Consider the following 25,308-nt stretch of genomic DNA (forward strand, 5'->3'; position numbering starts at 1 on the left):
ACAATGGCATCGGTAGCAATCGACCGGGTTCTGAAGCAATACGGTGCGGCCTCCGTTATCCACAGGGTTTCCGCGGATATCGAGGACGGTAAGTTTGTCACGCTCGTCGGGCCGTCCGGCTGCGGCAAGTCCACCCTTCTGCGCATGCTGGCGGGGACTAGAGGATATCAGCGGCGGTGAAATCCGCATCGACGGCCGCGTCGTCAACGACGTCGCTCCGAAAGAGCGCGATATCGCCGCCGAAGATCAACACCGCGACGATAACCGCCGGACTCGATTTCGATGTCGTCTTGTGCCGGCGTTTTCGCGCCATATCAACTTCCGATGGAATACCCGCGAAGATGACATTCTCGCCATTGCACGCTCAAGTCGATCAGAGAGTTGGACTTTTTTGGTAGATTGATGTCCGCATCCGCAGCTTCAGGTAGTCCGGATCGGTGATCCGGAACCATTTGATCCGCCGCCCAGGATAGGGGCTTTCTTTCCGACACAGATTAACCGTGGTGAGCGATTAAACTCCGACCGTTGACGCCGGTGCTGGACCGATCACAACCTCTGAGCTACGCATTGCAAGTTAGGATTTCCGCAACCATGTTTCCGATGAGGACGCATTGCCGTTTGAAGCACTAAACAAGCTCTGGACCAGTGTTCGCGAATCTAGTCACGACTTCCGTGCATCCACGGAGATCTTCCCGTCACTCGATACGGATAAACTGGTCCAGACGCTGGAAGTCCGGGAGAAGGGTACCGAAAACGGAAGGGCTAATCGTCCGGCACCGTCGGCACAGTCGCTGGACGAGGTCGAGCAGCGCATCGTCGGACGCATCGAACAGGAGAAGGCGTCAGCCTATCAGGTGCTGGAGGATCAGTCCCAGACGTTCGACGGACGGCTTCGCAACCTCGATTTCGAGGGGCAATTCGGGCTCATCCGGCAGGCGAACGCGGCCAGTCTTTCCGATTTCAAGGCCGAGATCGCCAGCGGCGTCGACGAACTCCATGGCTTGCGCCGCGATCTCAAGATCGCCGAAGACGAGATGACGTCTTTCAAGAGGCAGCATCGGCTGGATCGGGCGGCGAAGGTACCGAGCGCCGGAGCAACAAGCGTCAAGATCGCGTTGCTCGTCGTCCTGGTGCTCATCGAGATCGTGATGAATGGCAACTTCCTGGCCAAGGGCAGCGAGCAGGGCATCATCGGGGGCATCACCGAAGCGGTAGTCTTCGCGGTGCTCAATATCGGCGCTGCGCTGTTGTTCGCCTTCTTCTGCGTTCGAAATCTCGTCCACCGGTCATGGCTCATGAAGCTCGGCGGATTGCTCGGCCTTACCGCCTATATCGTCGTTGCGCTGGCCGTGAACCTTGCTCTTGCCCACTATCGCGAGGTGTCGGCCACCATTCTGGAAGGGGCGGGGACCGAGGTCATTCGACGAATTCAGGAGAACCCGCTCGGTTTGACCGAGTTGAACTCATGGATGCTCTTTGCCATCGGGATTTTCTTCTCGATCCTGGCATTTATCGACGGCTGCATGCTAACCGATCCGTATCCGGGTTTTGCCGGCGTCCAGCGTCGACTCGACGAGGCGCGGCAAAATTACATTTCTGGAAAGCTGGACCTGATCGATAACCTTCGTGAAATCCGCGATGACCACAACGACAAGATCGAAGAGATCGTGAGGGATTTGAGCTCGCGCCGCCAGGAGTTTGCTGCCATCATCGCTCATCGTACGCGGACCACAGGGCTTTTCGCGGAGTATCAGAGCCATCTTGAGCGCACGGCAAATGCTGTTCTCACGGCCTACCGCGAGGCGAACCGGGCTGCGAGAACAGAGCCGGAGCCTCAATATTTTACGAGCGCGTACAAGCTGGAGCGAATAACGCCCGTCCTGAAAACGAGCGAAGAATGGGACGATCGCGTTCTGTCCGAACGCATCCAGGTCGCCCAAGCAGAACTCAGCGATCAGATCAGAAAGATCGGTTCCGCGTTCGAGATGGCCGTCGAGCAGTACCACAGACTGGACAATCTATTCCCGGAGGCAGGCGTTGGCGCGGAACAGGCGGCGTAGCAGTCGTTCCAGAAAAGGCGGCTTTTCGACGGGCGCTGTGGTGGCGACGATTGCACTTTCGGCAGTCGCGCTTGCCATGATCGGAGCCTTTGGTTGGCTCAAGTACCAGGCGATGTCCAGTGTTTCGCTCGATAAAGCATCTCTCTGCCCGACGACGGGTCCGACCAGCGAGACGGCCATCCTGCTCGATGTCACTGACCCGATTTCGGGCACGACATCGCTTGACCTCAAGAACCAGTTCCAGCGCTTGGTTTCCGGCGTTCCGGTCAACGGAGCGATCGACGTCTACGCGCTGACCGAGAAGGAAGGTGAGCTTGAAAGAACCTTCCACGGCTGCAATCCGGGCAGCGGCGATCTGGCCAACGAGTGGACCAGCAATCCGAAGCTGGTGCAGCAACGCTGGGAGAAGGGTTTCCAGAAGCCCCTGGATGAAATCGCGGGCAAACTCGGGTCTGGCGCTTCGGGTGAATTCTCGCCGATCATGGCGGGCATCCAACGCATAAACCTCGAAGCCTTCCAACCCTTGCCTGCAGGCATCCCTAAGACCTTGTATGTTGCCTCGGATATGGTCGAACATACCCCGGCGTTTTCCAGCTATCGCGACGGCGTTTCGATCGCCAAATTCGAAAGCAGTCCTGCACGGGAGAAATTCCGGACGTCATTGGATGGGGTGCAGGTCAAAGTCCTAGCGTTCCAGCGGCCGGGCCAGAAGTTCAAGATGGAGGAGCTGGCTGCGTTCTGGAAATCCTGGGTAGAGAAGAATAACGGCGAGTTCGCTGGTTTCACCCGTCTGGAGGGACTGGAGTGATGGCATCAAACGACACGGGAAGAACCGCGTTTCGGGACTGGGCTCCTATCGTGCTGTTCGCAGCGGTGACGATCGGGGGAATGATCTTCATCTGGTCGGCGAAGCTCGCCGCCTGGTCGACATTTGTCGTGACGGCAGTGCCCTTGGTGCTAATGGCGATCTACTTCCTGGTGTCGATAGCGCTGGCTGGCTTCCGGCTGCACAATGAGCAGGCGGGCGACAACCTCTATTACATGGGGTTCCTGTTTACGCTTTCGAGCCTTGGTGTATCCCTCTACCTGTTCGCCGGGGAGACTTCGATCGAGACGATCGTCCGGAACTTCGGTATCGCGGTGACATCGACAATCGGGGGCGTGACGCTACGCATCCTCTTCAACCAGATGCGCCGCGATCCGATCGACATCGAACGCAGCGCCCGCCACGAGCTCGCGGAGATGACGCGACGGGTCCGAACCGAGCTCGACACGTCCGCTCGCGAGTTCTCGAACTACCGCAGGGTCAGCAATCAGATGCTGGCGGAGGGCTTTGAGGAGATCGGTCGCCAGGCGGAAAAGAACGGCGAGGAAATCCGCAAGGTGATCGAGGCGATCTCCAGGGAGGCCATCATGCCGATCCAGGAGGCCGCGACCAAGCTTTCATCGATCATCGAGGACCACAACAGGTCGGTGACAGATCAAGCAGCGGAAGCGACACGGAAACTGAGTGAGACGACGGATAAGCTCTCGACGATCATCGACAAGTTCGGTGTCGCCGTGGAGGGCGTCGGTACCCGTCTTGGAGAAATCAGGCCGCCCGAGGATGTCATCCGGTTCGAGCTGACCCCGACGATCGACGCGATCAAGGATATGACCGATGCCCATCTCCGGCGGATGGAGGAGGGGATCGCGGAAACACGCTCGCAGTCCGCTAAGGTAGATGAAGCATTGAGGCCCTTAACCAGCATCGACAATAAGCTGGATCGCATCGCGGAAGCGCTTGAGCGTGACAAGGAAAATCCGCAACCGTCCATCCCTTCGAAAACGGCAGACGTTGTCGAGGTGGTCGGGGCGAGCGAGAGTGCGACGGTGGATGCCGAACCGGTTGTCCTGGATGGTGAGAAGACGGAGACCAGGCCGACACTAGACGAGCCGAAACGGCGGTTGTTCAGATGGTGACCCAGGCAAGCGGAAGCCCCAAGCTGGAGCATAAGGGATACAACCGCGGGCTCATCCTCGGGCTGACGATGGCGGAATCCATGCTTCTGCTGGTGTTCTGCTTGTTGCTGGTTGCCGCCGCCATGATCACGGCCGAGCGGAAACAGCGGATGGACGCCGAGCAGCGCCTCGCGCAGCTGGAACAGCAGAACAAGGAACTGTCCGCCCAGCTCGTAGAGGTGCAGTCGAAACTCGGCTCGAACATGTCGGCGACCGATCGCGCGAAATTCGAGAGCGAATGGCGCGAGCTGGTCTCTGCCCGGCAGATCATCGACAGGTTGAAAATGAACGACGCCAGCCCCGCTGATCTGGCCAAGCTGGCCGCGGTCGCAAAGGTACTGGCAGCGAACAACATCCAACTCGACAAAGCTCCGGACCAGCTCGAGCAACTGCTGCACGGGGACATCAAACCCCATGAATGGCCGCCTATCATTAGCCTCTCCGAAGCCGGCGGATATTACTTCACGTCAGGCAGCGCCGCGTTGACGCGGGAATTCGAGGACAAGCTTGAGACCTCGATCGCGGACCAGATTGCCGACAACCTCGAGCGTTACCAGGTCGACGTGGTCGAGGTGATCGGGCACACGGACGAGCAGCGCGTCGCCAGAAGCACATCCAATCTCGACGACGCTTCGATCGGCGTCATCGACGGCCAGTTACCTGTCGACGCCCTCCAGCCTGCCGATAATGCCGGGCTTGGACTCGCGCGCGCGATCGCGGTTGCGAATATTCTGAAGGAAAATCCGAAGCTGAAGGACGTGACCGTGTTGCCGATGTCAGCTGCCCAGCTGGTTATTCCGGGTGATACGCTCACCAGCGGGCAGGCGGGAGACGTCAAGGAACGTCGCCGCATCGAGATCAGGATCAGGCGTCGGGCCGAGTCCCTGCAGCCCTGACCGGGAGCGTAGCTAGCAGCTTGCACGTATGGTGAGTGACCAAAGTGCCTCGCAATGGAAGCCTGTTGCTAGCCTGTCCGATAGCATCGCGGGACGGGCGGGTCTAATCGCTGAACGTGCCATTCAGGATATAGCGCCACCTTTATATCGTTAGCGGCTTAGAACGTGCTCTCCTGCACCAACGGGAGGCTCCGAGACCAGGAAATTTCCGTTGACCATGGCCGCTCCGGGCCAGCGTCATTCGCTCTACCACAGCGCCTGAACGGCGATGACGACGAGAAAAGCAACTACCACCACGAAAACCATCCGTAAAACTGTGCGATTGGCCTGGGCGAGTACCTGTGGCTTCGGGTCTCGTTTGGGATGGAATTTGTGGCGACGTTTCTGTGGCGCTCCCGCTTGGGACGATTTGTTTGCTGCGGCCATGGCTGTTTTGCTCGACGTAGTGGATTTCCGGAACGCCAATCTAGCATGAAAGCTGTCTGGCGCTTAGTGCAGCGACACTGCGCTCACGCTCCACGAAGGCTTGGGTACCGTCGACGCATCTGCTGCCGATGCTGAAGGCGCTGCTGCCATCCCGAGATTCCGACGCTCATTGACCAAAGCTGTTAATTAACATATGAGTGAGACAGGTCTGTCTCATTTGGGATCTAGCTATGCCACCCCGCGCCATTGCCATCGAGAAACGTCAGCACATTATTGAAACTGCCTATACCCTGTTCAAGCGCGACGGCTTCCACGCCACCGGCATAGACCGGATCATTGCCGAGGCCGAGGTCGCCAAGATGACCATGTATCGGCATTTTCCCAGCAAGGACGGCCTGATTGTCGAGGTCCTGAACTGGCGGACGGATCGGTTCAAACGCCAGCTCGACCGGCTTTCGGAAACCGCAATGACGTCAGATGAGAAGATCATGGCGGTTTTCGATTGGCATGAACGCTGGTTCGATAGTCCGGATTTTCACGGATGCCTGTTTCAGCATGCGCTCGCGGAGTTCGGCGAGCGGGATCACGCGGTATTCGAGGCTGTCATGCGCCAGAAGCGTGATCTTCAGGACCGCATTCGGGACATCCTGGCGCAGTCAATGCCGGAAGGGCGAGCACCGCATACCGCCATGACCCTGTTCATGCTGATCGAGGGGGCAACGATGCTCGCTCAGATGGGCCAGGGGAAAGAGGCGATCGACAATGCCCGGAAGGCCGCAGCCGATCTGCTGGCGACGAGGGCGCGGCAATGAGCGCCGCCGTCATCGGACTGGCGCTTTTCGCCGCAGTCCTTCACGCCACATGGAACGCCTTCCTGCGCAGCGGCGGCGATCGGCTCTGGACCGTCACCGTGATGAGCTTTGCGAGCACGGTTGTCGCGCTTCCGTTCCTGTTCATTTATCCGCTGCCGCCGCCGGCGGCATGGTCCTATATCTTTCTCTCTGCCGTCCTTCAGGTCGGCTATAGCGTGTTCCTCGTCGCGGCCTATCGTTATGGGGAACTGGGGCAGGTCTATCCGATCGTTCGTGGAACGGTACCGCTTCTTGTGACGCTCGGCGGGTTCGTCGTCGCAGGCGACCGCCTGGACCCTTTCCAGATTGCAGGTGTTATTCTCATTGCCCTCGGGATCATGAGCCTATCCCTTGGCAAGGGCAGATCCTCCACTTCGTCCATCCTGTTCGCTCTTGCGACAGGAGCGATCATCGCCGCCTATGCAACGGTCGACTCCATTGGCGTACGACGGGCCGGCCAGAGCGGCGCCTATACTGCCTGGGTGCTCGTCCTCTATGGCACGTTCCTGCCTGTTGCGTTCATTGGTATGCGTCGGCGGTTTCGGGTCGATTTTCGAGCGTCGGACACATGGAAGGCCCTCGGGGGTGGCTTGGTCGCAATGATTGCCTACGGTGTGGTTGTTGCCGCCTTCTCACTCGGACCGGCCGGCCCAATCACGGCGCTACGGGAAACAAGCGTTGTGTTCGCCGTTTTGATCGGCTGGCTGTTCCTTGGCGAAATCTTGACCGCTCGGCGCATTCTCGCCTGCATTATTGTTACGGCAGGCGCGATCCTGCTCGGGAGTTGAACCCTGCCGCGAAAATCCCAAGCCTCTCCCCGGCGCCTGGCCGGCATTCTTCGCGAATCTTTTTCCTGAACATAAACTGCGCGAGGCAATGGGAGGGGCAGCACGCAGGCAATGTGCGCGCCGTCAATGATTTTGATCGACTGGCTGCTCCAAATTCGAGGGAGGTTCTGCGAGCATATCTCGCATGCAAAATCTGCACTAAGGTGCGATTGGTTCGGACCGCAAATCGACCTATGTTCAGCGTCTGACGTTTCTCATCGGGTCGCCCTTGACCGCGGCGTCAAAGCACACAGGCACCTTCCATGACCAAAGGCTCTGATCTCCTCATTACGGCGCTTGAGAACGAAGGCGTGGAGCGTATCTTCGGCATTCCAGGCGAAGAAAACCTCGATGTCGTCGAATCCATCCGCAAATCGTCAATCGAGCTCGTGCTCACGCGACACGAACAGGCAGCTGCGTTCATGGCAGCGACCTACGGACGGCTGACGGGAAAGCCTGGCGTATGCCTGACGACGCTTGGGCCAGGAGCACTGAACCTGTCGACTGGAGCGGCCTATGCTCTTCTCGGCGCAATGCCGATGGTGATGATCACCGGCCAGAAGGGTATTCTCTCATCGCGCCAGGCCCGCTTCCAGATCGTTGACGTCGTCGCATCGATGAAGCCGCTGACTAAGCTCACGCGTCAGATCGTTTCGCCGCAGATGATCCCGACCCTGGTGAGGGAGGCGTTCAGGATCGCGCAGGAGGAACGGCCTGGCCCAGTTCATCTCGAACTGCCTGAAGACATCGCAGCAGAAGAGTGTGACGACATCGCGCTGGTGGCGCCGCATCAGCTCGAACTGCCGACCGCAAGCGACGCTGCGCTCGATCGTGCGGCTGCGCTGATTGCATCGGCCAAGCGTCCATTGCTCATGTTCGGAGCGGCAGCCTCGCGTCCTCGATCCACGTCGGACATCGCCCAGTTCGTTATTCGAACACGCATCCCTTATTTCACAACCCAGATGGGGAAGGGGACGGTTCCAGGGGGAACCGAGCTCTATATGGGCACAGCGGCCCTCTCGGAGCGAGACTACGTCCACGAGGCCATTGAGCAGGCGGACCTGATCGTCACGATCGGCCATGACACGATCGAAAAGCCTCCGTTCATCATGGGCAAGGGCGGTCCCAAGGTCGTTCATGTCGGATACCAGCCGGCGACGGTCGAGCAGGTCTATTTTCCTCAGACCGAGGTCATCGGCGACATCGGGCCGTCACTCAAAGCGCTCGCCGATCGCCTGGAAGGCAAGCTACCAAACGCGCAGGCGCTTCTTCACCTGCGAGAGCGAATTCTCAATCGTATCGCGGACCGGGCGACCGAGGAACGGTTTACGCCCCAGAGGCTGGTCCACGACATCCGAGAGGTCATGCCCCACGATGGCATTCTCGCTCTCGACAACGGCATGTACAAGATATGGTTCGCTCGCAATTATCGCACCAAAATGGCGAACACTCTGCTTCTCGACAACGCGCTCGCGACGATGGGGGCTGGCCTTCCGTCCGCGATGGTCGCGTCGATGCTTTACCCGCAACGGCGGGTCATGGCGATCTGCGGCGACGGCGGGTTCATGATGAATTCGCAGGAGCTGGAGACCGCCGTTCGGCTGAAACTGAACCTTGTTGTTCTCGTGATTGAAGACGATGCCTACGGAATGATCCGTTGGAAGCAGGCCGTCGACGAATTTCCGGACTTCGGAATGACATTCGGCAATCCGGACTTCGTCAAATATGCGCAATCCTACGGCGCCAAAGGAACGAGGGTCGATGATATCGGTCAGCTCAAGCAGGTTCTCGAGGATGCGTTCAAAGATGGGGGCGTGCATCTGGTCAACGTCCCCGTCGACTATTCGGAAAATGAACGTGTGCTGGTGAAAGAGCTGCGCGAACGGCTCCCGGCTATTCTGGAGGCATGAGATGTCGCATAGCTTAACGGTTTATCAGGCGTTTGATCGAGCGATCATCACCGAGTTACCGACCGATGACGCCGCCGCGCTTGATCGCAAACTGGATATTGCCGCGAAAGCCTTTGCCGATCGCGATGGGTGGTTGCCTGCGTATCAGCGCATGGCGATCCTGAGAAAGGCGTCGGAACTGCTGCACGACAACAGGGATCGTTTCGCGATGACGATCGCGCGGGAAGGCGGCAAGCCTCTGGCGGACGCCATCGTCGAAGTCACACGAGCGATCGACGGGCTGATCAACGCCGCCGATGAAATCCGCAACTTCGGCGGCAAGGAAATCCCGATGGGGTTGACTGCCGCGAGCCTGAATCGCCTGGCGTTTACAACGAAAGAGCCGATCGGTGTCGTCGCGGCAATCTCGGCATTCAATCATCCCCTCAACCTCATCGTACATCAAATTGCGCCGGCCATCGCCGTCGGATGCCCCGTCATCGTAAAGCCTGCGGCAACAACACCCATCTCGTGCCTCGAAATCGTGAAGCTGCTTTGGGATGCCGGCCTGGACGAACGCTGGTGCCAGACCTTCGTCACCGATGACAACGCGCTTGCTGAATCCTTCGCGACCGATCCCCGCGTCGCGTTTTTAAGCTTCATCGGATCTGCGAAAGTCGGCTGGTATCTCAAGAGCAAGCTGCCGCCAGGCACGAGATGCGCGCTTGAACATGGGGGTGCTGCACCGGTTATCGTTGATCGAAGTGCAGATGTGGCCGCAGTCGTCAGTCCCATCGTCAAAGGAGGCTACTATCATGCAGGCCAGGTCTGTGTGTCGGTCCAGCGGATATTCGTGCACGAAGATATCCTGGAGCCGTTCACCCAGAACCTTGCTGCTGCGGTCGAGGCCCTCCGGGTCGGCGATCCAACCCTCAAGCAAACCGAGGTGGGGCCACTGATCCTGCCACGCGAAACGGATCGGGTAGCGAACTGGATCCGGGAAGCAGTTGATGCGGGAACAAAACAGCTTGGAGGCGGGCGTCTGTCGGAAACGACGCTGCTGCCGTCGGTGCTGCTCAATCCGCCGGTGGACGCAAAGGTGTCGCAACTCGAAGTCTTCGGCCCGCTGACCTGCGTCTACGGTTACCGAAACCTCGACGATGCAATTCAGAGTGCCAACTCGCTGCCTTATGCGTTTCAGTCGAGCGTATTTTCCTCTGATATTGCCGTTGCACTCCGGGCGGCGAAGCGTCTGGATGCAGCCACCGTTCTCATCAACGACCACACTGCGTTTAGGACGGACTGGATGCCGTTTGCAGGTCGCCGCCAGTCCGGTTATGGCGTCGGCGGTATCCCTTGGACGATGCAGGAGATGGCCGATGACAAGATGGTCGTTCTCAATGGGGTAAGCTAGGCGCTTGCCTCTTGCGCCGAGGGGAGCGCCCAGCACCGGGGCAGCGCTCTCCCTTTCTCCTTCGGATCGCTATGCCGAAATTGCTTCGGTTGACATTGTCGATGAGGCCGGCGGCATCTGCGATCTGCATGTTCGCTTGTAGGCTCGCAGATGGAACTCAGCCGGCGCGTGGCTGGATTTCGTCTCTCAAGTCACGGTAATGCGCCGTCAGTCGATCGAGGGTAAAAGCTCTGTTAAGCCCGCTGGGGTTCGGCAGAATCCAGGTGTTGGCGCCGGCGAATAGCTCGCTCTGCCTTCCCCAATCGCAGTCCGCCCGTGCGGTAATCGCTGCGAAGGCAGCCTTGCCGAGAAAGGCGAGGTTAGCCGGCGCGAACTTGGTTATCTTCGCTTCGAGCAGAGGTGCTGCCTTTTTATAGTCGTCCAGCCGCAATTCGCTGGCGCTCTTCGTGGCTCGCGAGACGGCGGCCGTGATGCCGCATCCATACTGGAGCAGTTCCTGCTCTTCGTCGGCGCGCAAGAGGCGCGATGTAAAGCCAGAAAGGTGTAGCACCCTCCAGAAGCGGTTGCTGGGAGACGAGAAATTATGGCCGTCCCGGACTGCTGACAGTGCAGGGTTCAGGCCACAGAAAACGACGGACAGGCCCAAGCCGAGCACGTCCGAAAGCCCGGCTGGCGTTTGTTTCACATCCCCGTCGCGATCCATCTGCGCAGACACCAGCCGATCTCCCTTCAATTGATCGATCATACCCGGCGCGTTCCCCCGCCCATAGCGTCGTTCTGACCCCGTGGCAATCACGCTTCAGCCCGTCGGCGTGGCACGTCAGGATCTTGCACTGTTCGACATGCCGGCAATCTGCATCGTTACGGGGTCGGTGACAGGACCATGACGATTGTTACTTGCAATGTTTATAAAAACGTCTATCACTAAACATATTGCTAAACATGAGGGTTGAGGAGTTCATGTAGGCATTCTCTGAAATTGGTGGACTTGCATGTCGGCGGGGAGCCGGCTTTGGTTCTGGGAGGAACGTATGCAAAAGAAATCGAAAGCCCTTCTCGGGCTGGCATCGGCATTCATCATGTCGTCGGCGCTGCCCAATCTCGCAAAAGCTGATCAACTGACACTCTGCTGGGCGGCCTGGGACCCGGCCAACGCGCTTGTCGAACTCTCGAAAGATTTCACCGCCAAAACCGGCACCGAAATGAAGTTCGAGTTCGTGCCGTGGACCAGCTATGCCGACCGCTTTCTCAACGAACTGAACTCTCACGGAAAGCTCTGCGACCTGATCATCGGCGACAGCCAGTGGATCGGCGGCTCGGCTGAAAACGGCCACTACGTCAAACTCAACGATTTCTTCGACAAGGAAGGCATCAAGATGGATGACTTCGTGCCGGCGACGGTGGTTGGTTACTCGGAATGGCCGAAGAATACGCCGAACTACTGGGCGCTGCCTGCCATGGGCGACGTGGTCGGCTGGACCTATCGCAAGGATTGGTTCGAGCGGCCGGAACTGCAGAAGGAATTCAAGGAAAAATATGGCCGCGATCTTACCGCGCCCAAGACCTATGACGAGCTGAAGCAGATCGCCGAGTTTTTCCAGAAGCGTGAGATCGACGGGAAGACGGTCTACGGCGCTTCGATCTACACCGAGCGCGGTTCCGAAGGCATCACGATGGGCGTGACCAACGTGCTGTATGACTGGGGTTTCCAGTACGACAACCCTGAAAAGCCCTATGAAATGAAAGGCTTCGTCAATTCTCCCGATGCGGTGAAGGGGCTGGAATTCTACAAGTCGCTCTATGATTGCTGCACTCCGCCCGGCAGCTCCAACGTCTACATGGTCGAGTCGGCTGATGCCTTCAAATCCGGCCAGGTCGCGATGCAGATGAATTTCGCCTTCACTTGGCCTGGCCTCTACAAGGACGAGAAGGTGGGCGGCGACAAGATCGGTTTCTTCCCCAATCCGGCTGAAAAGAAGCACTTCGCTCAGCTTGGCGGACAGGGCATATCGGTCGTTTCCTATTCCGACAAGAAGGACGCTGCTCTCCAGTATATCAAGTGGTTCGCCCAGCCCGAGGTGCAGGCGAAATGGTGGCAGCTCGGCGGCTATTCCTGCCTGAAATCGGTAGTGAATGCTCCTGACTTTGCTTCCAGCCAGCCCTATGCCCAGGCTTTCCTGGACTCCATGGCGATCGTGAAGGATTTCTGGGCCGAGCCGAGCTACGCGACACTCCTCCAGGACATGCAGAAGCGCGTTCATAACTATGTCGTGGCCGGCAACGGTACCGCGCAAGAGGCGCTCGATGGCTTGGTGAAGGACTGGACCGAAGTCTTCAAGGACGATGGCAAGATCTAGTGTCCGGCTGGACGCACAACCTTCTTGTCAGAATGGCGGCCCGGCTCGCCAAGACTGCCGGGCCGCCAAGTGTCTCATATACGCAAAGACCAGGTGACACCTTGAACATTTCTTCTTCCTCTATGGTCGAGAAGGCTGCAGACGCAACTGCAAGGGCGACGCCGACATCGCTTGCCCGCCGCGTCCGCGGACTATCCGATCGAGCGATCGCCTGGGTATTTATCGCGCCCACCATTCTCCTGCTTCTCGCCATCAACATCTTTCCACTGATCTGGGCGATCTATCTGTCGTTCACGAATTATCGCGCCAACCGTCCGAATGCGCCGGTCCTGAACGTTGGATTGGGCAATTACGAGCGGGTGCTCAACGACCCCGACATCTGGCAGGCGATGCAGACGACGGCGCACTTTGTCTTCTGGACGATCCTGCTGCAGACCGTCATCGGTTTTACGCTCGCCTATCTGATCGACCGCAAGTTTCGCGGCCACGCCTTCTGGACGACGCTGATCCTGATCCCGATGATGCTGTCTCCAGCCGTCGTCGGCAACTTCTGGCGCTTCCTCTATGAGCCGCAGATCGGTCTCTTCGCCTATGCCGTTTCCCTGGTCACCGGCATCCCGACAGCCGACATCCAGATGCTCGGCAGCGTTTCGCTTGCGCCGTGGGCGATCATTATCGTCGACACCTGGATGTGGACGCCTTACGTCATGCTGATCTGCCTGGCAGGCCTGCGTTCCATCCCCGACTATATCTATGAGGCGGCCGAGGTGGACCGCGCCTCCGCCTGGCGGCAATTCTGGTCGATCACCGTGCCGATGGCGCTGCCCTTCATCATGCTTGCGGTGCTGTTTCGCGGCATCGAGAATTTCAAGATGTTCGACATGGTGACACTGCTGACAGGGGGTGGCCCGGGCTCGACCACCGAGGTTGCCTCCATCACCTTGAAGCGTGCCGCCTTCGAGAGCTGGGCAACCGGACGGGCGTCGGCCTTTGCCATCGTCCTCTTCGTTGCCGTGTTCGGTCTCGCAAACATCTACGTCAAGGCACTCAACAAGGTGAAGCAGCGATGAGCTCGGTTACCTCAGCCCATTCGGTCGTCGAGCCGAGCCCGACCAGCAAGAGGATCGCCGGTGCTATCGTGATCCTCTACGCCCTGATCACGATGATCCCGCTTGTCTGGATTTTCCTGACCAGTATCAAATCTCCGCCGGATTCCATCAGCTATCCTCCGAAGATCGTCTTCACGCCGACCTTGGAAGGCTACTGCAATCTGCTGACGACGAGAACGCGTCAGACGCCGGAATACATCGCCTCCCTGCCTGCACCGACCGGCACCTGTGATGAGGTGACCCGCAAGCGAAACATGGTCATTGCGGGTCCCTCGAATTTCCTGCCGCGTTTTGCCAATTCTCTGGTGATTGCCTTCGGCTCGACATTTCTGGCCGTGTCGTTGGGAACCTTGGCCGCCTACGGTTTCTCCCGCTTCAGGATACCACTCGCCGACGACCTTCTGTTCTTCATCCTGTCGACGCGCATGATGCCGCCCATCGCGGTCGCCATACCGATCTATCTGATGTACCGCGAGCTTGGCCTCTCCGACACGGCGCTGGGCATGATCCTGCTCTACACGGCAGTCAACGTCTCGCTCGCCGTCTGGCTGCTTAAAGGCTTCATCGACGAGATCCCGCGCGAATATGAAGAGGCTGCGATGATCGACGGCTACACCCGGCTGCAGGCATTCTGGAAGGTCGTCCTGCCGCAGGCCACCACAGGCATCGCCGCCACTGCGATCTTCTGCCTGATCTTTGCCTGGAACGAATATGCCTTTGTCGCATTGCTGACCTCGGGTGAAGCCCAGACGGCACCGCCATTCATCCCGACCATCATCGGCGAAGGCGGCCAGGACTGGCCTGCGGTTGCTGCGGGAACAACGATCTTCCTGATCCCGATCCTCGTCTTCACCATTCTGCTGCGCAAGCAGCTCTTGCGCGGCATCACTTTCGGAGCGGTTCGCAAATGACCCATCTCATCGAGACCCCACGCCCATCCCGTCCGAAGCGCCCGTTCTTTTTGCGCCGAGGCCCCATGGAGAACATCGCGACCGCCTTGATCGCCATCGGTTTCCTCATGCTCTTCCAGCCGTTCCTTCTCGTGCTCTATACCTATTCGTTGGTGACGCTGCTCGCAGGCACCGCCATGTTCATCATCGTCTCGAAGTTTCCGGAGTGAGCCATGGCGGACATCAGGATAGAAAATCTCCGCAAGCAGTTCGGCGGCTTCGTGGCGGTGCAGGATTCGAGCTTCGTCATTCATGACGGCGAGTTCCTGGCGCTGCTCGGCCCCTCTGGCTGCGGCAAGACGACGACGCTTCGCATGATCGCCGGCCTGGAATTGCCGACCAGCGGCAAGATCTATCTTGATGGGGAGGATGTCACCTTCAACCGCGCCAGCGCCCGCGACATTGCCTTCGTCTTCCAGCTTTTTGCACTCTATCCCCATATGAATGTGCGCAAGAACATCGGCTTTCCACTCCTGTCGCAAGGTATGCCGAAGGCGCAGATCCGCCAGCGCGTCGAGGAGACCGCGCGGCTGCTGCAGATCGATCATATCTTGAACCGGTCCGTCTCCGGACTTGCGGGCGGCGACCGCCAGCGCGTGGCTCTCGGCCGCGCGATCGTGCGCCGTCCGAAGTGTTTCCTGATGGATGAACCGCTTGGCACGCTGGATGCCGAATTTCGCGAGGTGATGGTCCATGAGCTGCGCGAACTGCATAACCGCATCCACGCGACGACGGTTTACGTGACGCATGATCAGCATGAGGCGATGGCGATGGCCGACAAGATCGCGGTCATGAACCATGGCGTCATCGAGCAATTCGGCACACCGCAGGAAATCTACAGCAAGCCAGCCACCATGTATGTCGCGGATTTCATCGGCTCGCCGCCGATGAATTTCATGCGCTTCACGTCGGGCCTCAAGGCGGGAGCGCGGTCGATATCGCTTAACGGCGTCGACGTCAGCATTCCCGAGGTGCACCAGGATATGGCCGAGGCGGAGCTTGCGCTCGGCGTGAGGCCCGAACATATCCGCCTCAGCGACGCGTCACCCTTGCGCGGAGCCGTCTATGGCAGCGAATATCTCGGAACCAATCAGGTCGTGGCAATCGAGACATCGAGCGGCGTGATCAAGGCACGCGTTCCGGCAAACCGCGATTTCCGTATCGGCGAGACTGTTGGCCTTGAACTCAATCCGGGAAAGCTCGCGCTGTTCGACTGCAAGTCGGGCCGCGCTGTTGCCTCGGCACTCTACTCGGAGGCTCAGCATGGCTGACGTCGTTCTCAAGGGGCTCAATAAGCGTTTCGGTGACACTCAGGCTCTGGCCGATCTCAACCTGTCGATCCGAGACGGTGAATTCGTCGTTCTGCTCGGGCCGACGGGTGCCGGCAAGACGACCACGTTGCGTCTTATTGCGGGACTGGAGCACCCCGACGCTGGGCGTATCGAAATCGGCGGCCGCAATGTTGCAGGCGAAGCTCCCGCTGAACGGGATGTCGCCTTCGTCTTTCAACAATACTCGCTGTATCCGCATATGACGGTCTACGACAACCTTGCCTTTCCGCTGCGGGCCCCGGCGCACCGACTTGCAAGCGAAGAAATCGACCGCCGTGTCCGCGAAATTGCGCGCATGGTCAGGATCGACCACAAGCTGGAGAACCGTTCAACGCGTCTGTCGGGCGGCGAAATGCAGCGCGTTGCGATCGGCAGGGCGCTCGTGCGCCGACCCGCCATTTATCTGATGGACGAACCGCTCTCGTCGCTCGATGCGAAACTGCGCGCAGAACTGCGCCTGGAACTGAAGCGCATCCAGAAAGAACTCGGCTCGACTCTACTCTATGTAACCCACGACCAGGTCGAGGCGATGACCATGGCGGATCGGATCGGCATTGTCTCGGAAGGACGACTGTTGCAGGTCGGAACGCCGCGCGAAATCTATGGCAATCCGGCCAGCCTTCATGTCGCCGCGCGCCTTGGCCAGCCACATATCAACCTGTTGCCGGCCGATCTTCTTCCCGGTGCCAATCCGCCGCCGGGAACGAAGACGATCGGCGCGCGAACCGAGCATCTTGATATCATCGTCGATCAGAACGCCGATGCGAAGATCGATTGGATCGAACATCTGGGGGACCAGAACCACCTTCACATCAAGGTGCGCGACCACAAGCTGGTCACGCTTGCCGATCCATATCGCGCGATCCGGCCGGGTGATCGAATAAGCCTGACGCTGCGCGATCCACTCTATTTCGACGCCAGCGGTCAGCGTCTTTGATAAGCAACTGAAAGAAACAAACTCACTGGCATAAAAGACGGGTCTGTCTCCATGAAACATTTCTTCAATCGCCGGGAAACCATTGTCACCGAAGCCCTGGACGGCCTGCTCCAGACAAGCAGTGCCGGTCGTCTCGCCCGTATCGACACGTTCCCGGAAATCAAGGTGATACTGCGTGCCGATTGGGACAAGTCGAAGGTCGCCATTATCTCGGGCGGCGGGGCGGGGCATGAGCCTTCGCATGCAGGCTTCGTCGGCAAGGGCATGCTTACCGCAGCCGTATCCGGCGAAATCTTCGCCTCGCCGAGCGTCGATGCGGTGCTGACGGCGATCCGCGCCGTAACCGGCCCCAAGGGCGTCCTGCTGGTCGTCAAGAACTATACCGGCGATCGCCTCAATTTTGGTCTCGCCGCCGAAAAGGCCCGTGCCGAGGGTTTCGACGTCGAGATGGTCATCGTTGCCGACGATATCGCGATCCCCGGCATCAGCCAGCCCCGGGGCGTTGCCGGCACGCTGTTCGTACACAAGATCGCCGGCTACCATGCCGAAGCCGGCGCCGGGCTCAAGACGGTGGCGGGCCTCGCGACCGCCGCAGCGGGCAGCATCGTTTCGCTCGGCATGTCGCTTTCAACCTGCAGCGTGCCGGGCCAAACGCATGAGGATCGACTGGGCGCCAACGAAGGCGAACTCGGCCTCGGTATTCACGGCGAGCCCGGGGTCGAGCGTATTTCCCTGCAGCCGATTGCCGATCTGGTCGCGACGATGACCGGGCGACTGGCGGCGAAGCTCGATGGTGCGGGAGATCATGCGCTGCTGATCAACAATCTCGGCGCTGTGCCGCCGCTCGAAATGGGCGTCATCGCCAACACTGTGCTGTCGTCGCCGATCGCCAACCGTGTTCGGTTGATCATTGGGCCGGCACCGATGATGACCGCTCTCAACATGAACGGCTTTTCCCTGTCGCTCATTCGACTGGACGCCGACCGTGAAGCCGCCCTGAGGGCCGCCGTCGAACCCCATGCCTGGCCGCCCGCGACCGAACGACACGAGATCGCTATCCTTCCCGCGCCACAACGTGCGTCGGCGCAGAGCGAAGCGGCGCCCGCCAGCGAAGATCGGGATAATCGTCGTCTCCTGACCGCACTTTGCGAGCACCTGATCTCGCTCGAAAGCGAGCTCAACCGCCTGGATGGCCGGGTTGGTGATGGCGATACCGGCTCCACCGTTGCGACCGGAGCCCGCAGCATTCTTGCCCGCATCGACACACTTCCCTTGAAAGATCCTGCCGCGACGATGGCCTCCATCGGCGAAATCCTGAGCACTAGCATGGGCGGCTCCAGCGGCGTTCTTCTCTCGATCTTCTTCACGGCCGCATCCAAGTCCATGGCCGAAAAGGAGGATATCGCCGCTGCCCTGCTTGCCGGGCTTGATCGGATGACGTTCTATGGAGGCGCCGTTGTGGGCGACCGCACTATGGTCGACGCACTGGCTCCCGCGCTTGCGGCCCTTTCATCGGAGGGTGTTGCAGCCGCGGCAAAAGCGGCGACGGCAGGTGCTCAGTCGACAAGAGCGATGCGACAGGCCAAGGCCGGTCGTGCCTCCTACGTTGGCGAAAGGGATCTGGAAGGTGTGCCCGATCCGGGTGCCGTGGCCGTGGCAGGCGTATTCGAGGTAATGGCAGCGCTCGTATGAGTTCTGCAGGCGGGAGGGTTTCGGGTGCTGGCTGAACCGGTTCTTCTCATGGGATTGATCGAAGCTTGCCGTGCGACGATCGCGGCAAACAGCGAGCACCTGTGTGCGCTTGATCGCGCCATTGGTGATGGCGATCATGGAACGAATATGCGCCGCGGCTGCGAAGCGGTGAGCGCCGAGGACGCCTTCGTTTCTGCCCTTCCCTTGCCTGACGCGCTTGAGAAAATTGGCCTGACGCTGGTGATGAACATCGGCGGAGCGGCAGGCCCGCTTTACGGGACGTTGCTCATGGAGATGGGCCGCGAGCTCCGTGCCCCGGACGAGGAGAAGGATTTTCCTTCGGCGCTGAAACAGGCGATCAATGCGGTCGCGCGTCGTGGCCGCTCACATGCTGGGGACAAGACGCTTCTTGATGTTCTCTATCCCGTTCAGGACGCGCTCGCACATCGATTGCCTCTGACGGACATCGCGCGCCAGGCCGAACTTTCTGCCCAGCTGACGGCAGCGATGAGAGCCATGCGCGGGCGTGCCTCCTATCTCGGAGACCGGTCGATCGGTCATGTCGATCCGGGCGCTTCAAGTTGTGCACTGCTGACAACTGCGATCTGCCGCTACCTCGAGGAGTACCGACCTGTATGAATGGGAAGAGGCCCAACGTTGGGATTGTGATTGTTTCCCACTCGCCTTTGGTTGCGCGTGGTACTGCCGACATGGTGCGGCAGATGGTCGGCGACAGTGTGCCGCTTGCCTGGTCGGGCGGTAATAGTCACGGCGAACTCGGGACGGATGCCCGCGGTATTCTCAAAGCCATCGAGGAGGCTTGGTCGGACGCAGGCGTTGCCGTCTTCGTTGATCTTGGTGGAGCTGAAACCAACAGTGAAATGGCGGTCGAAATGCTCGGCCTGCCGCGGTCGAAGCTGGTATCGATCTGTAATGCACCCGTCGTGGAGGGAGCTGTTATCGCGGCGGCCGAGGCCTCCGGCGGCGCATCGCTGGGCAAGGTGATTGCGACGGCAGAGGAGCTATCACCCTGATGAGCGGCGGATTGCGCATGGGAGGCCGTGAGGGCGAACAGATGCATGCCAACTGCCAGACGGAGGTGGAGGTCAAGCATGGCGTTGGACTGCATGCGCGGCCCTCGGTTACATTCACGCGGCTTGCAAAGTCGTTTCCCTGCTCGATCGAAGTCGCGATCAACGGCAGCGATGTCTGGCTGAATGGCAAGAGCATCATCAAGATCATGGGTGCCAGGATCCGTAAGGGATCATTGCTCAAGATTCGCGCCGAGGGGATCCTCGCCGAGGAAGCGATTCGCGCATTGAAAGGCCTCGTCGAGCGTAACTTCGATGAGGAAAAGAAGCATGGCCGCACCGCCTAGTCTGAAAGCCATAGGTGCATCGCCGGGCGTTGCAACCGGGCCGGCCTATGTCGCGAGGCCGATGGCCGCTGCTGCGTTGCCGCCATCGAGCCTTTCCGGCCATGTCGAACTCGGCGATGCCATCAAGAAGGCCATACACGAATTACGCAACATTGCGGCCGGGACAGACCCTGAGAGCGGAGAAATCATCGAGTTTCAGATCGAAGTGCTCGAGGACCCGACGCTGATGGAGACGGCCGGCGCGCGGATCGACGCGGGCGAAAATATGGCGTTTGCCTGGGCCGGGACACTCGATGGCTATATCCGGGAACTGGAATGCGCGGAGGAAGACCAAGTGCAGGCGCGTGCCGTCGATATTCTCGACGTCAAGAATCGCGTCCTGTCGATCCTGACCGGGGCGCCGATCGACGACTTTCCGGCCGGCTCCATCTATGTTGGAAAAGACATGGAGCCCAGTCGCTTCTTGGCACATGACTGGTCGGCCGGTGGGGGTATCGCTCTTTATGCGGGCAGCGCAGTCGGCCATGTGGCGCTGCTTGCCAGGTCTCGCTCGGTCCCGATGGTCATCGGCGCCGGTCGCTTCGCGACGGAAAAGGGACAACATATTGGGGTTGATGGCGATTCAGGTATCATCATGCTTCAGATAGCCAAGCAGGGGGCGACGCCGGCTCCGCTCGGCCATCGCCTGACAAGCATGGCATCGACGGCCGACAACGGCACTTTGTACACCGCCGACGGCTCGCAGGTCCTGCTGGCCGTCAACGTCAACGCTCCCGACGAAGTCGATGCGATCGATGTTGCGACAACCGCCGGCATCGGGTTGATGCGCTCGGAATTTGCACTGACATCGCTTGGAGATGCCGCAAACGAAGAAAAGCAGTTTGCAATCTACCGCCGGCTGCTGGATTGGGCAGATGGCCGGTCAACGACAATTCGCATGCTGGATATAGGAGGCGACAAGCCACTCGCTGGACTTGCCGAAGTACCCTCGCTACGCGGTATCCGTCTTCTGCTTGCCCGGCCGGAGATCGCGCGTGTTCAAGCCCGCGCGCTTTTGCGCGCGGCAGTCTTCGGCAGTCTTCGCATTATGCTGCCGATGGTGATGTTTCCATCCGACGTCGATGATGTCAGACAGATCTATCGGGAAGAATCCGACGCGCTCGCCCGACGCCGTGTGCCGCATCGCATGCCTCCCATCGGAATGATGGTAGAGGTCCCGGCTGCCGCGCTCATGCTGGACGAGTTCGAAAGCGCTGACTTCTTTTCGTTCGGAACGAACGACCTTGCGCAATATCTTGTCGCCTCGTCACGCGAGAATGCCGACTTTACGCTTTACCAGGCCAAGGCGGTGCCGGCCGTACTGCGCCTACTCACCCAGGCCATAAAACTCGCTGGAAGCAAACCGGTCAGCATCTGCGGCGACATGGCCGGGGATCCATCCCTGACCGCGGATCTGCTTGCCGCAGGCATACGCCATTTTTCCGTGGCACCCGCCCAACTTCCCGCGATAAGATCGGCAATCGTCGGCCTGAAGGCAGATGGGACAAAGGCAGCCGGAGAATAGGATGGCGCGCGAAGACACGGAAGACGCCATTATCGCCTACAAGTCCATTCTGGCGCAAATCATCGACAACAGGCCTTCTGGAACACGCCAGCGGCTCGCGACGGAACTTGGCAAACATCGCAGTTTCGTCACGCAGATAACGAGCCCGACCTATGCAACGCCGCTTCCTGCCCGGCATCTCGCGACGATCTTCCGGGTGTGTCATTTCAGTGCCGCTGAACAGGAGCGCTTTCTGGATGCTTATCAAGCTGCACATCCAGGCAAGCTGCCGGAACTTGGCGCCTCGGAAAAACTGCGGCACATTTCGCTGATGGTGCCCGATTTCGGCGACGAGAGACGCAACCGGCTGCTGGAGGAAGCGATTGCCGATCTGGTGCAGAAGATTGCCGCAATTTCAGGGTTGCCGGATTAAGCAAGCCCTTGTGGCATATGCAAACGGATTGGCATGATCATCGCCTTGGGAGGGGCTTGATGAAGAAATTCATGAACACAGCGGAGACCATGGTCGCCGAAAGCATCGAAGGCTTTGTGCGCGCCCATCAGGAGTTCGTTGTGTTTGGCGCCGACCGTAAATGTATACGCCGCCGTGAACTGGTTCCTGGCAAGGTCGCAATCATTTCTGGTGGTGGGGCCGGCCATGAGCCAATGCATATCGGCTTCATCGGTCGCGGCATGCTCGATGCTGCCTGCGTCGGATATATCTTCACATCGCCCACGCCCAGCCAGATCGTCAGCGCGATAGAGGAAGCAGACACCGGCGCCGGTTGTTTGCTCGTCGTCAAGAACTACGATGGCGACGTCATGAACTTCGAAATGGCGTCGGAGATGGCCTCGGACCGGCATAAAATTGAAATCGTCCTTGCCTGCGACGACATCGAAACAACGAGGGGCGGCGACGGTCGCGGGCGACGTGGGGTTGCCGGCACGCTCATCACTGAAAAGCTGCTCGGAGCGGCTGCCGAGCAGGGTCGATCCCTTTCGGAACTAAAAGCCTTTGGCGATAGCCTCTCCTCACGCATCCGGTCGATGGGCGTTGCCCTGACCGGTGTCGCCGTGCCGGACACCCAGCGTACAACCTTCGCGCTCGGGCCGAACGAGGTGGAAATGGGCGTCGGCATTCATGGGGAGCCGGGTCATTCGAGAGAGCGCTTCTCCGACGCTGACACTATCGTCAGGTATCTCAGCGAGACGATCCTCAGCGATACCAGCCGAAGCACAGACAGAGCATTGCTTCTGGTGAACGGACTTGGCGGCACGCCGCCTGCTGAACTCTATCTCGCCTACAACTCTGCCCTTCACATCATGTCGGAACACGGCCTGCGGGTCGAGCGCTCGCTTGTCGGCACCTACGCCACTTCGCTCGACATGCAGGGCCTTTCCATCACACTCGCCTTCCTCACGGACGAGGAGCTTTCTCTATGGGATTCGCCTGTTGCTACCGCTGCATTGCGCTGGAGGTGCTAGGCACCTCGTGATCAGCCGGTTTTCTGGTGGTAAATTCTTCGCGGAGGATCCGTAAATCATATTATGCCTCTCGCGCCAAAATCATCGGCAATTTACGGAAGCGTCAATCGAGGCACGAGCCTATGGCAGGTTCGAATTCCATCAAGGCGACCAAGCGTCTGGCGCTGGCCGATGCCTTGTCCCAACTCTGCTCGGGTAGCAACTGGATCGTTGCGGGTGGACTAGGCCCTCTTGGCCGGCGCTATGAAAGCGCCGATTGCAGCCTCGGCATGCCCGGCTTCCTGAAGGAGGCGTCTGGCAAGTTCCGTCGCTGGCCCGCTCAAAGGTCCGTCGGGCCGCACAATATGAAACGAGACGTGATAGTCCAACGCTCTTTCGGAGACAGCAACCAGTCGACCCGACGCAATGGCTGCGTCCGATAACGGGGGGCGGGCGAGCGCGATGCCGACGCCCTGGACGCAGGCGTCGATGACGAGGTTGTAATCCTCGAAACGACGATCCTGCCCGCGCGGCAGATAGTCGATGTCCTCGGCCGCGAGCCAGCGCCGCCAGCCCTCGATGGTCGAATCATGCAGGATCGGCATCTTGAGGAGCGATCGAGCGTCGCAGTTCCCAGCCAGTTGCCCTGCAAGCGACGGTGCAGCGACCGGAAAGGATTTCTCCTGCCAGAGCGGTGTCGCACGAACGCCGGCCCAGGGGCCTCTTCCGCACCGAATGGCAAGATCCGTTCCCTCGCCGAGATCTGCAAGCCTGTGCTCCAGGAAGAGTTCGATGTGAATGTCGTCGAGTTCCAGCTTTCCCAATCGCGAAAATAGCCACAAGGACGCGACGGACGGCGTGAGTGAAAGGCGCACCGTCGTCTTGTGCCGCTGCGGGATCCATCGCTCGTCAGCCCCACTGAGCAGGGCAAGCGCCTCCTCGGCGCGAGCAAAGAAGCGGATGCCTTCCGGTGTAAGAGCGACGCCCCGCGCCTGACGGGCGAACAGCCGAACGCCCAGCCACCGCTCCAGGCGCGAGATCTGTCTGGAAACCGCCCCATGGGTGATGCCGGCTTCTTCGGCGGCAGCGGAAAAGGATCCAAGGCGCGCGGCTCGGGAAAAAGCTTCGAGCGTATCGAGTGGCGGGAGACTTTGCGAGCTGTGAACCATGGACACACCAGATCATCGATTGCGGTGCTTTTCAAGCCGGAAAGGAGACGCTTAATTCGGCGCACGCAAGCATGGGGGCAAACATGGCGACGGTGGTTGGAGATCCGGAAGACAAGGCAGGGTTCGATCTTGTTGCCTTTTTGGCGATTGTCGTGACGATCGCCTTTTGGGCATCCTCTTTTGTCGTCATCCGCGTCTGTCTCGGGCCGTTGACGCCTGTCGAGCTCGCGACCGCCCGTTATGTGCCGGCCGGCCTGATTGCTGTTTGCTATCTGGCATTTCGCTGGACCCCACTGAAAGGGGCCGATCTTGCCCGGATTTCCGTTGCTGCCGTCTTGTTCATTGCCACTTACGCGGTGCTCCTCAATACCGGCGAACAAACCGTGCCGGCGGGACCGGCAAGTTTCATCATCAACACCATGCCGATCTTCACCGCGCTGATCGCCACCCTCTTCCTTGGCGAGCGCTTCGGCCTATGGGGATGGGTCGGTACCGCCGTATCGTTTGCAGGCGTGGCATTGATCGCCGCTTCCGCCGCCGACGGCTTCGGCCTCGACCTCAACGCTATTCTAATTCTTGGCGCTGCCCTCTGTTCGGCAGTTGCAAGCGTCTTGCAGAAGCCTGTTCTCGCCCGCTTGCCGGCGTTGACGGTGACCGCCTGGGTTCTATTTCTCGGTTCGCTTCCACTCCTCCCGGCGATACCCGCCACCGTCAAGGCCCTGGCTGTTGCCCCGACGATCGTCATTTCAAACGTTGCCTATCTGGTGGTTTTCCCGACGGTGGTTGCCTATGTGACCTGGGCGGTTGCCCTGAAGCGGCTTCCGGCCGCGCGTGCCACGAATTTCCTCTATGGCGTGCCGCCGACAGCAACACTGATCGGGTTTACCTGGCTGGGCGAAACGCCAACGACAATTGGTGCAGCTGGTGGAATGTTGGCGATCGCAGGTGTTCTCATCGTCAATGTCATGCGGCGGAGGTAGCCTCCATTTGCGGGCGCCGGCACCGCCTATGGAC

24 protein-coding genes and 1 pseudogene are annotated in these 25,308 nt (G+C 59.7%); 23 read left to right on the forward strand and 2 right to left on the reverse strand.

Annotation, left to right across the window (positions count from 1 at the left end):
* Nucleotides 1–3 precede the first annotated feature (3 nt).
* The 9 genes and pseudogenes from ACR9ZQ_RS31090 to ACR9ZQ_RS31130 all read left to right on the forward strand — a co-directional run.
* A pseudogene (locus tag ACR9ZQ_RS31090) lies at nt 4–238 on the forward strand (ATP-binding cassette domain-containing protein); the annotation flags it as partial.
* Between the two features lie 373 nt (nt 239–611).
* Nucleotides 612–2,060, forward strand: a complete 1,449-nt coding sequence (locus ACR9ZQ_RS31095) for a hypothetical protein (protein ID WP_481429554.1) — start codon at nt 612–614, stop codon at nt 2,058–2,060.
* On the forward strand, nt 2,038–2,868 hold the full coding sequence (locus ACR9ZQ_RS31100) for a hypothetical protein (RefSeq protein WP_481429555.1): 831 nt from the start codon (nt 2,038–2,040) through the stop codon (nt 2,866–2,868). Before ACR9ZQ_RS31095 ends, ACR9ZQ_RS31100 begins: the two co-directional genes overlap by 23 nt.
* Entirely contained in the window at nt 2,868–4,022 is a 1,155-nt protein-coding gene (locus ACR9ZQ_RS31105) for a BAR domain-containing protein (protein WP_481429556.1), read from the forward strand. Before ACR9ZQ_RS31100 ends, ACR9ZQ_RS31105 begins: the two co-directional genes overlap by 1 nt.
* The gene (locus tag ACR9ZQ_RS31110; protein WP_310381469.1) at nt 4,016–4,957 is read left to right on the forward strand and encodes an OmpA family protein; all 942 of its coding nucleotides are present in this window, start codon (nt 4,016–4,018) and stop codon (nt 4,955–4,957) included. Before ACR9ZQ_RS31105 ends, ACR9ZQ_RS31110 begins: the two co-directional genes overlap by 7 nt.
* A gap of 656 nt (nt 4,958–5,613) precedes the next feature.
* Nucleotides 5,614–6,195, forward strand: coding sequence for a TetR/AcrR family transcriptional regulator (locus ACR9ZQ_RS31115; RefSeq protein WP_481429557.1), 582 nt, complete (start codon nt 5,614–5,616; stop codon nt 6,193–6,195).
* Entirely contained in the window at nt 6,192–7,022 is an 831-nt protein-coding gene (locus tag ACR9ZQ_RS31120; protein ID WP_481429558.1) for an EamA family transporter, read from the forward strand. The genes ACR9ZQ_RS31115 and ACR9ZQ_RS31120 overlap by 4 nt, the downstream gene beginning before the upstream one ends.
* A gap of 302 nt (nt 7,023–7,324) precedes the next feature.
* Nucleotides 7,325–8,971, forward strand: a complete 1,647-nt coding sequence (locus ACR9ZQ_RS31125) for an acetolactate synthase large subunit (protein WP_481429559.1) — start codon at nt 7,325–7,327, stop codon at nt 8,969–8,971.
* A gap of 1 nt (nt 8,972) precedes the next feature.
* The gene (locus ACR9ZQ_RS31130) at nt 8,973–10,364 is read left to right on the forward strand and encodes an aldehyde dehydrogenase family protein (protein WP_481429560.1); all 1,392 of its coding nucleotides are present in this window, start codon (nt 8,973–8,975) and stop codon (nt 10,362–10,364) included.
* 157 nt (nt 10,365–10,521) lie between these two features.
* Here ACR9ZQ_RS31130 and mug read toward each other — a convergent pair whose 3' ends face one another.
* On the reverse strand, nt 10,522–11,067 hold the full coding sequence (mug, locus tag ACR9ZQ_RS31135; RefSeq protein WP_481430952.1) for a G/U mismatch-specific DNA glycosylase: 546 nt from the start codon (nt 11,065–11,067) through the stop codon (nt 10,522–10,524).
* A 328-nt stretch (nt 11,068–11,395) separates the two neighbouring features.
* Between mug and ACR9ZQ_RS31140 the strand changes: the two genes are divergently transcribed.
* The 13 genes from ACR9ZQ_RS31140 (at nt 11,396) to ACR9ZQ_RS31200 (ending at nt 23,146) form a co-directional block, all read left to right on the forward strand.
* A complete protein-coding gene (locus tag ACR9ZQ_RS31140) occupies nt 11,396–12,721 on the forward strand; it encodes an ABC transporter substrate-binding protein (protein ID WP_481429561.1) in 1,326 nt (441 codons plus the stop codon).
* A 101-nt stretch (nt 12,722–12,822) separates the two neighbouring features.
* Nucleotides 12,823–13,791, forward strand: coding sequence for a carbohydrate ABC transporter permease (locus ACR9ZQ_RS31145; RefSeq protein ID WP_310381481.1), 969 nt, complete (start codon nt 12,823–12,825; stop codon nt 13,789–13,791).
* Nucleotides 13,788–14,741, forward strand: coding sequence for a carbohydrate ABC transporter permease (locus ACR9ZQ_RS31150; protein WP_113185064.1), 954 nt, complete (start codon nt 13,788–13,790; stop codon nt 14,739–14,741). The genes ACR9ZQ_RS31145 and ACR9ZQ_RS31150 overlap by 4 nt, the downstream gene beginning before the upstream one ends.
* Nucleotides 14,738–14,950, forward strand: a complete 213-nt coding sequence (locus tag ACR9ZQ_RS31155) for a hypothetical protein (protein WP_007814759.1) — start codon at nt 14,738–14,740, stop codon at nt 14,948–14,950. Before ACR9ZQ_RS31150 ends, ACR9ZQ_RS31155 begins: the two co-directional genes overlap by 4 nt.
* A gap of 3 nt (nt 14,951–14,953) precedes the next feature.
* Nucleotides 14,954–16,051 (forward strand): ABC transporter ATP-binding protein, encoded by a 1,098-nt coding sequence (locus tag ACR9ZQ_RS31160; RefSeq protein ID WP_310381484.1) that lies wholly within the window; start codon nt 14,954–14,956, stop codon nt 16,049–16,051.
* Nucleotides 16,044–17,048: an ABC transporter ATP-binding protein gene (locus ACR9ZQ_RS31165; RefSeq protein ID WP_481429562.1), complete on the forward strand. Its 1,005-nt coding sequence runs from the start codon at nt 16,044–16,046 to the stop codon at nt 17,046–17,048. The genes ACR9ZQ_RS31160 and ACR9ZQ_RS31165 overlap by 8 nt, the downstream gene beginning before the upstream one ends.
* Before the next feature lie 51 nt (nt 17,049–17,099).
* Entirely contained in the window at nt 17,100–18,740 is a 1,641-nt protein-coding gene (locus tag ACR9ZQ_RS31170) for a dihydroxyacetone kinase subunit DhaK (RefSeq protein ID WP_481429563.1), read from the forward strand.
* A gap of 48 nt (nt 18,741–18,788) precedes the next feature.
* The gene (gene dhaL / locus ACR9ZQ_RS31175; RefSeq protein WP_481430953.1) at nt 18,789–19,379 is read left to right on the forward strand and encodes a dihydroxyacetone kinase subunit DhaL; all 591 of its coding nucleotides are present in this window, start codon (nt 18,789–18,791) and stop codon (nt 19,377–19,379) included.
* Nucleotides 19,376–19,774 carry a dihydroxyacetone kinase phosphoryl donor subunit DhaM gene (gene dhaM, locus ACR9ZQ_RS31180; RefSeq protein ID WP_310381490.1) on the forward strand — a complete coding sequence of 133 codons (399 nt, stop codon included), beginning with the start codon at nt 19,376–19,378 and terminating at the stop codon, nt 19,772–19,774. The genes dhaL and dhaM overlap by 4 nt, the downstream gene beginning before the upstream one ends.
* Nucleotides 19,774–20,118, forward strand: a complete 345-nt coding sequence (locus tag ACR9ZQ_RS31185) for an HPr family phosphocarrier protein (RefSeq protein WP_310381492.1) — start codon at nt 19,774–19,776, stop codon at nt 20,116–20,118. The genes dhaM and ACR9ZQ_RS31185 overlap by 1 nt, the downstream gene beginning before the upstream one ends.
* Nucleotides 20,102–21,682 carry a putative PEP-binding protein gene (locus ACR9ZQ_RS31190; RefSeq protein WP_481429564.1) on the forward strand — a complete coding sequence of 527 codons (1,581 nt, stop codon included), beginning with the start codon at nt 20,102–20,104 and terminating at the stop codon, nt 21,680–21,682. Before ACR9ZQ_RS31185 ends, ACR9ZQ_RS31190 begins: the two co-directional genes overlap by 17 nt.
* A 1-nt stretch (nt 21,683) precedes the next feature.
* Entirely contained in the window at nt 21,684–22,094 is a 411-nt protein-coding gene (locus ACR9ZQ_RS31195; RefSeq protein ID WP_310381495.1) for a hypothetical protein, read from the forward strand.
* A gap of 59 nt (nt 22,095–22,153) precedes the next feature.
* Nucleotides 22,154–23,146, forward strand: a complete 993-nt coding sequence (locus ACR9ZQ_RS31200; protein WP_310381497.1) for a dihydroxyacetone kinase subunit DhaK — start codon at nt 22,154–22,156, stop codon at nt 23,144–23,146.
* Between the two features lie 221 nt (nt 23,147–23,367).
* Here ACR9ZQ_RS31200 and ACR9ZQ_RS31205 read toward each other — a convergent pair whose 3' ends face one another.
* On the reverse strand, nt 23,368–24,294 hold the full coding sequence (locus ACR9ZQ_RS31205) for a LysR family transcriptional regulator (protein WP_481429565.1): 927 nt from the start codon (nt 24,292–24,294) through the stop codon (nt 23,368–23,370).
* An 83-nt stretch (nt 24,295–24,377) separates the two neighbouring features.
* Here ACR9ZQ_RS31205 and ACR9ZQ_RS31210 point away from each other — a divergent pair, with 83 nt between their 5' ends.
* On the forward strand, nt 24,378–25,274 hold the full coding sequence (locus tag ACR9ZQ_RS31210; protein WP_310381501.1) for a DMT family transporter: 897 nt from the start codon (nt 24,378–24,380) through the stop codon (nt 25,272–25,274).
* Nucleotides 25,275–25,308: the final 34 nt, after the last annotated feature.

Source organism: Rhizobium sp. KNZ14-9A (assembly GCF_056755015.1).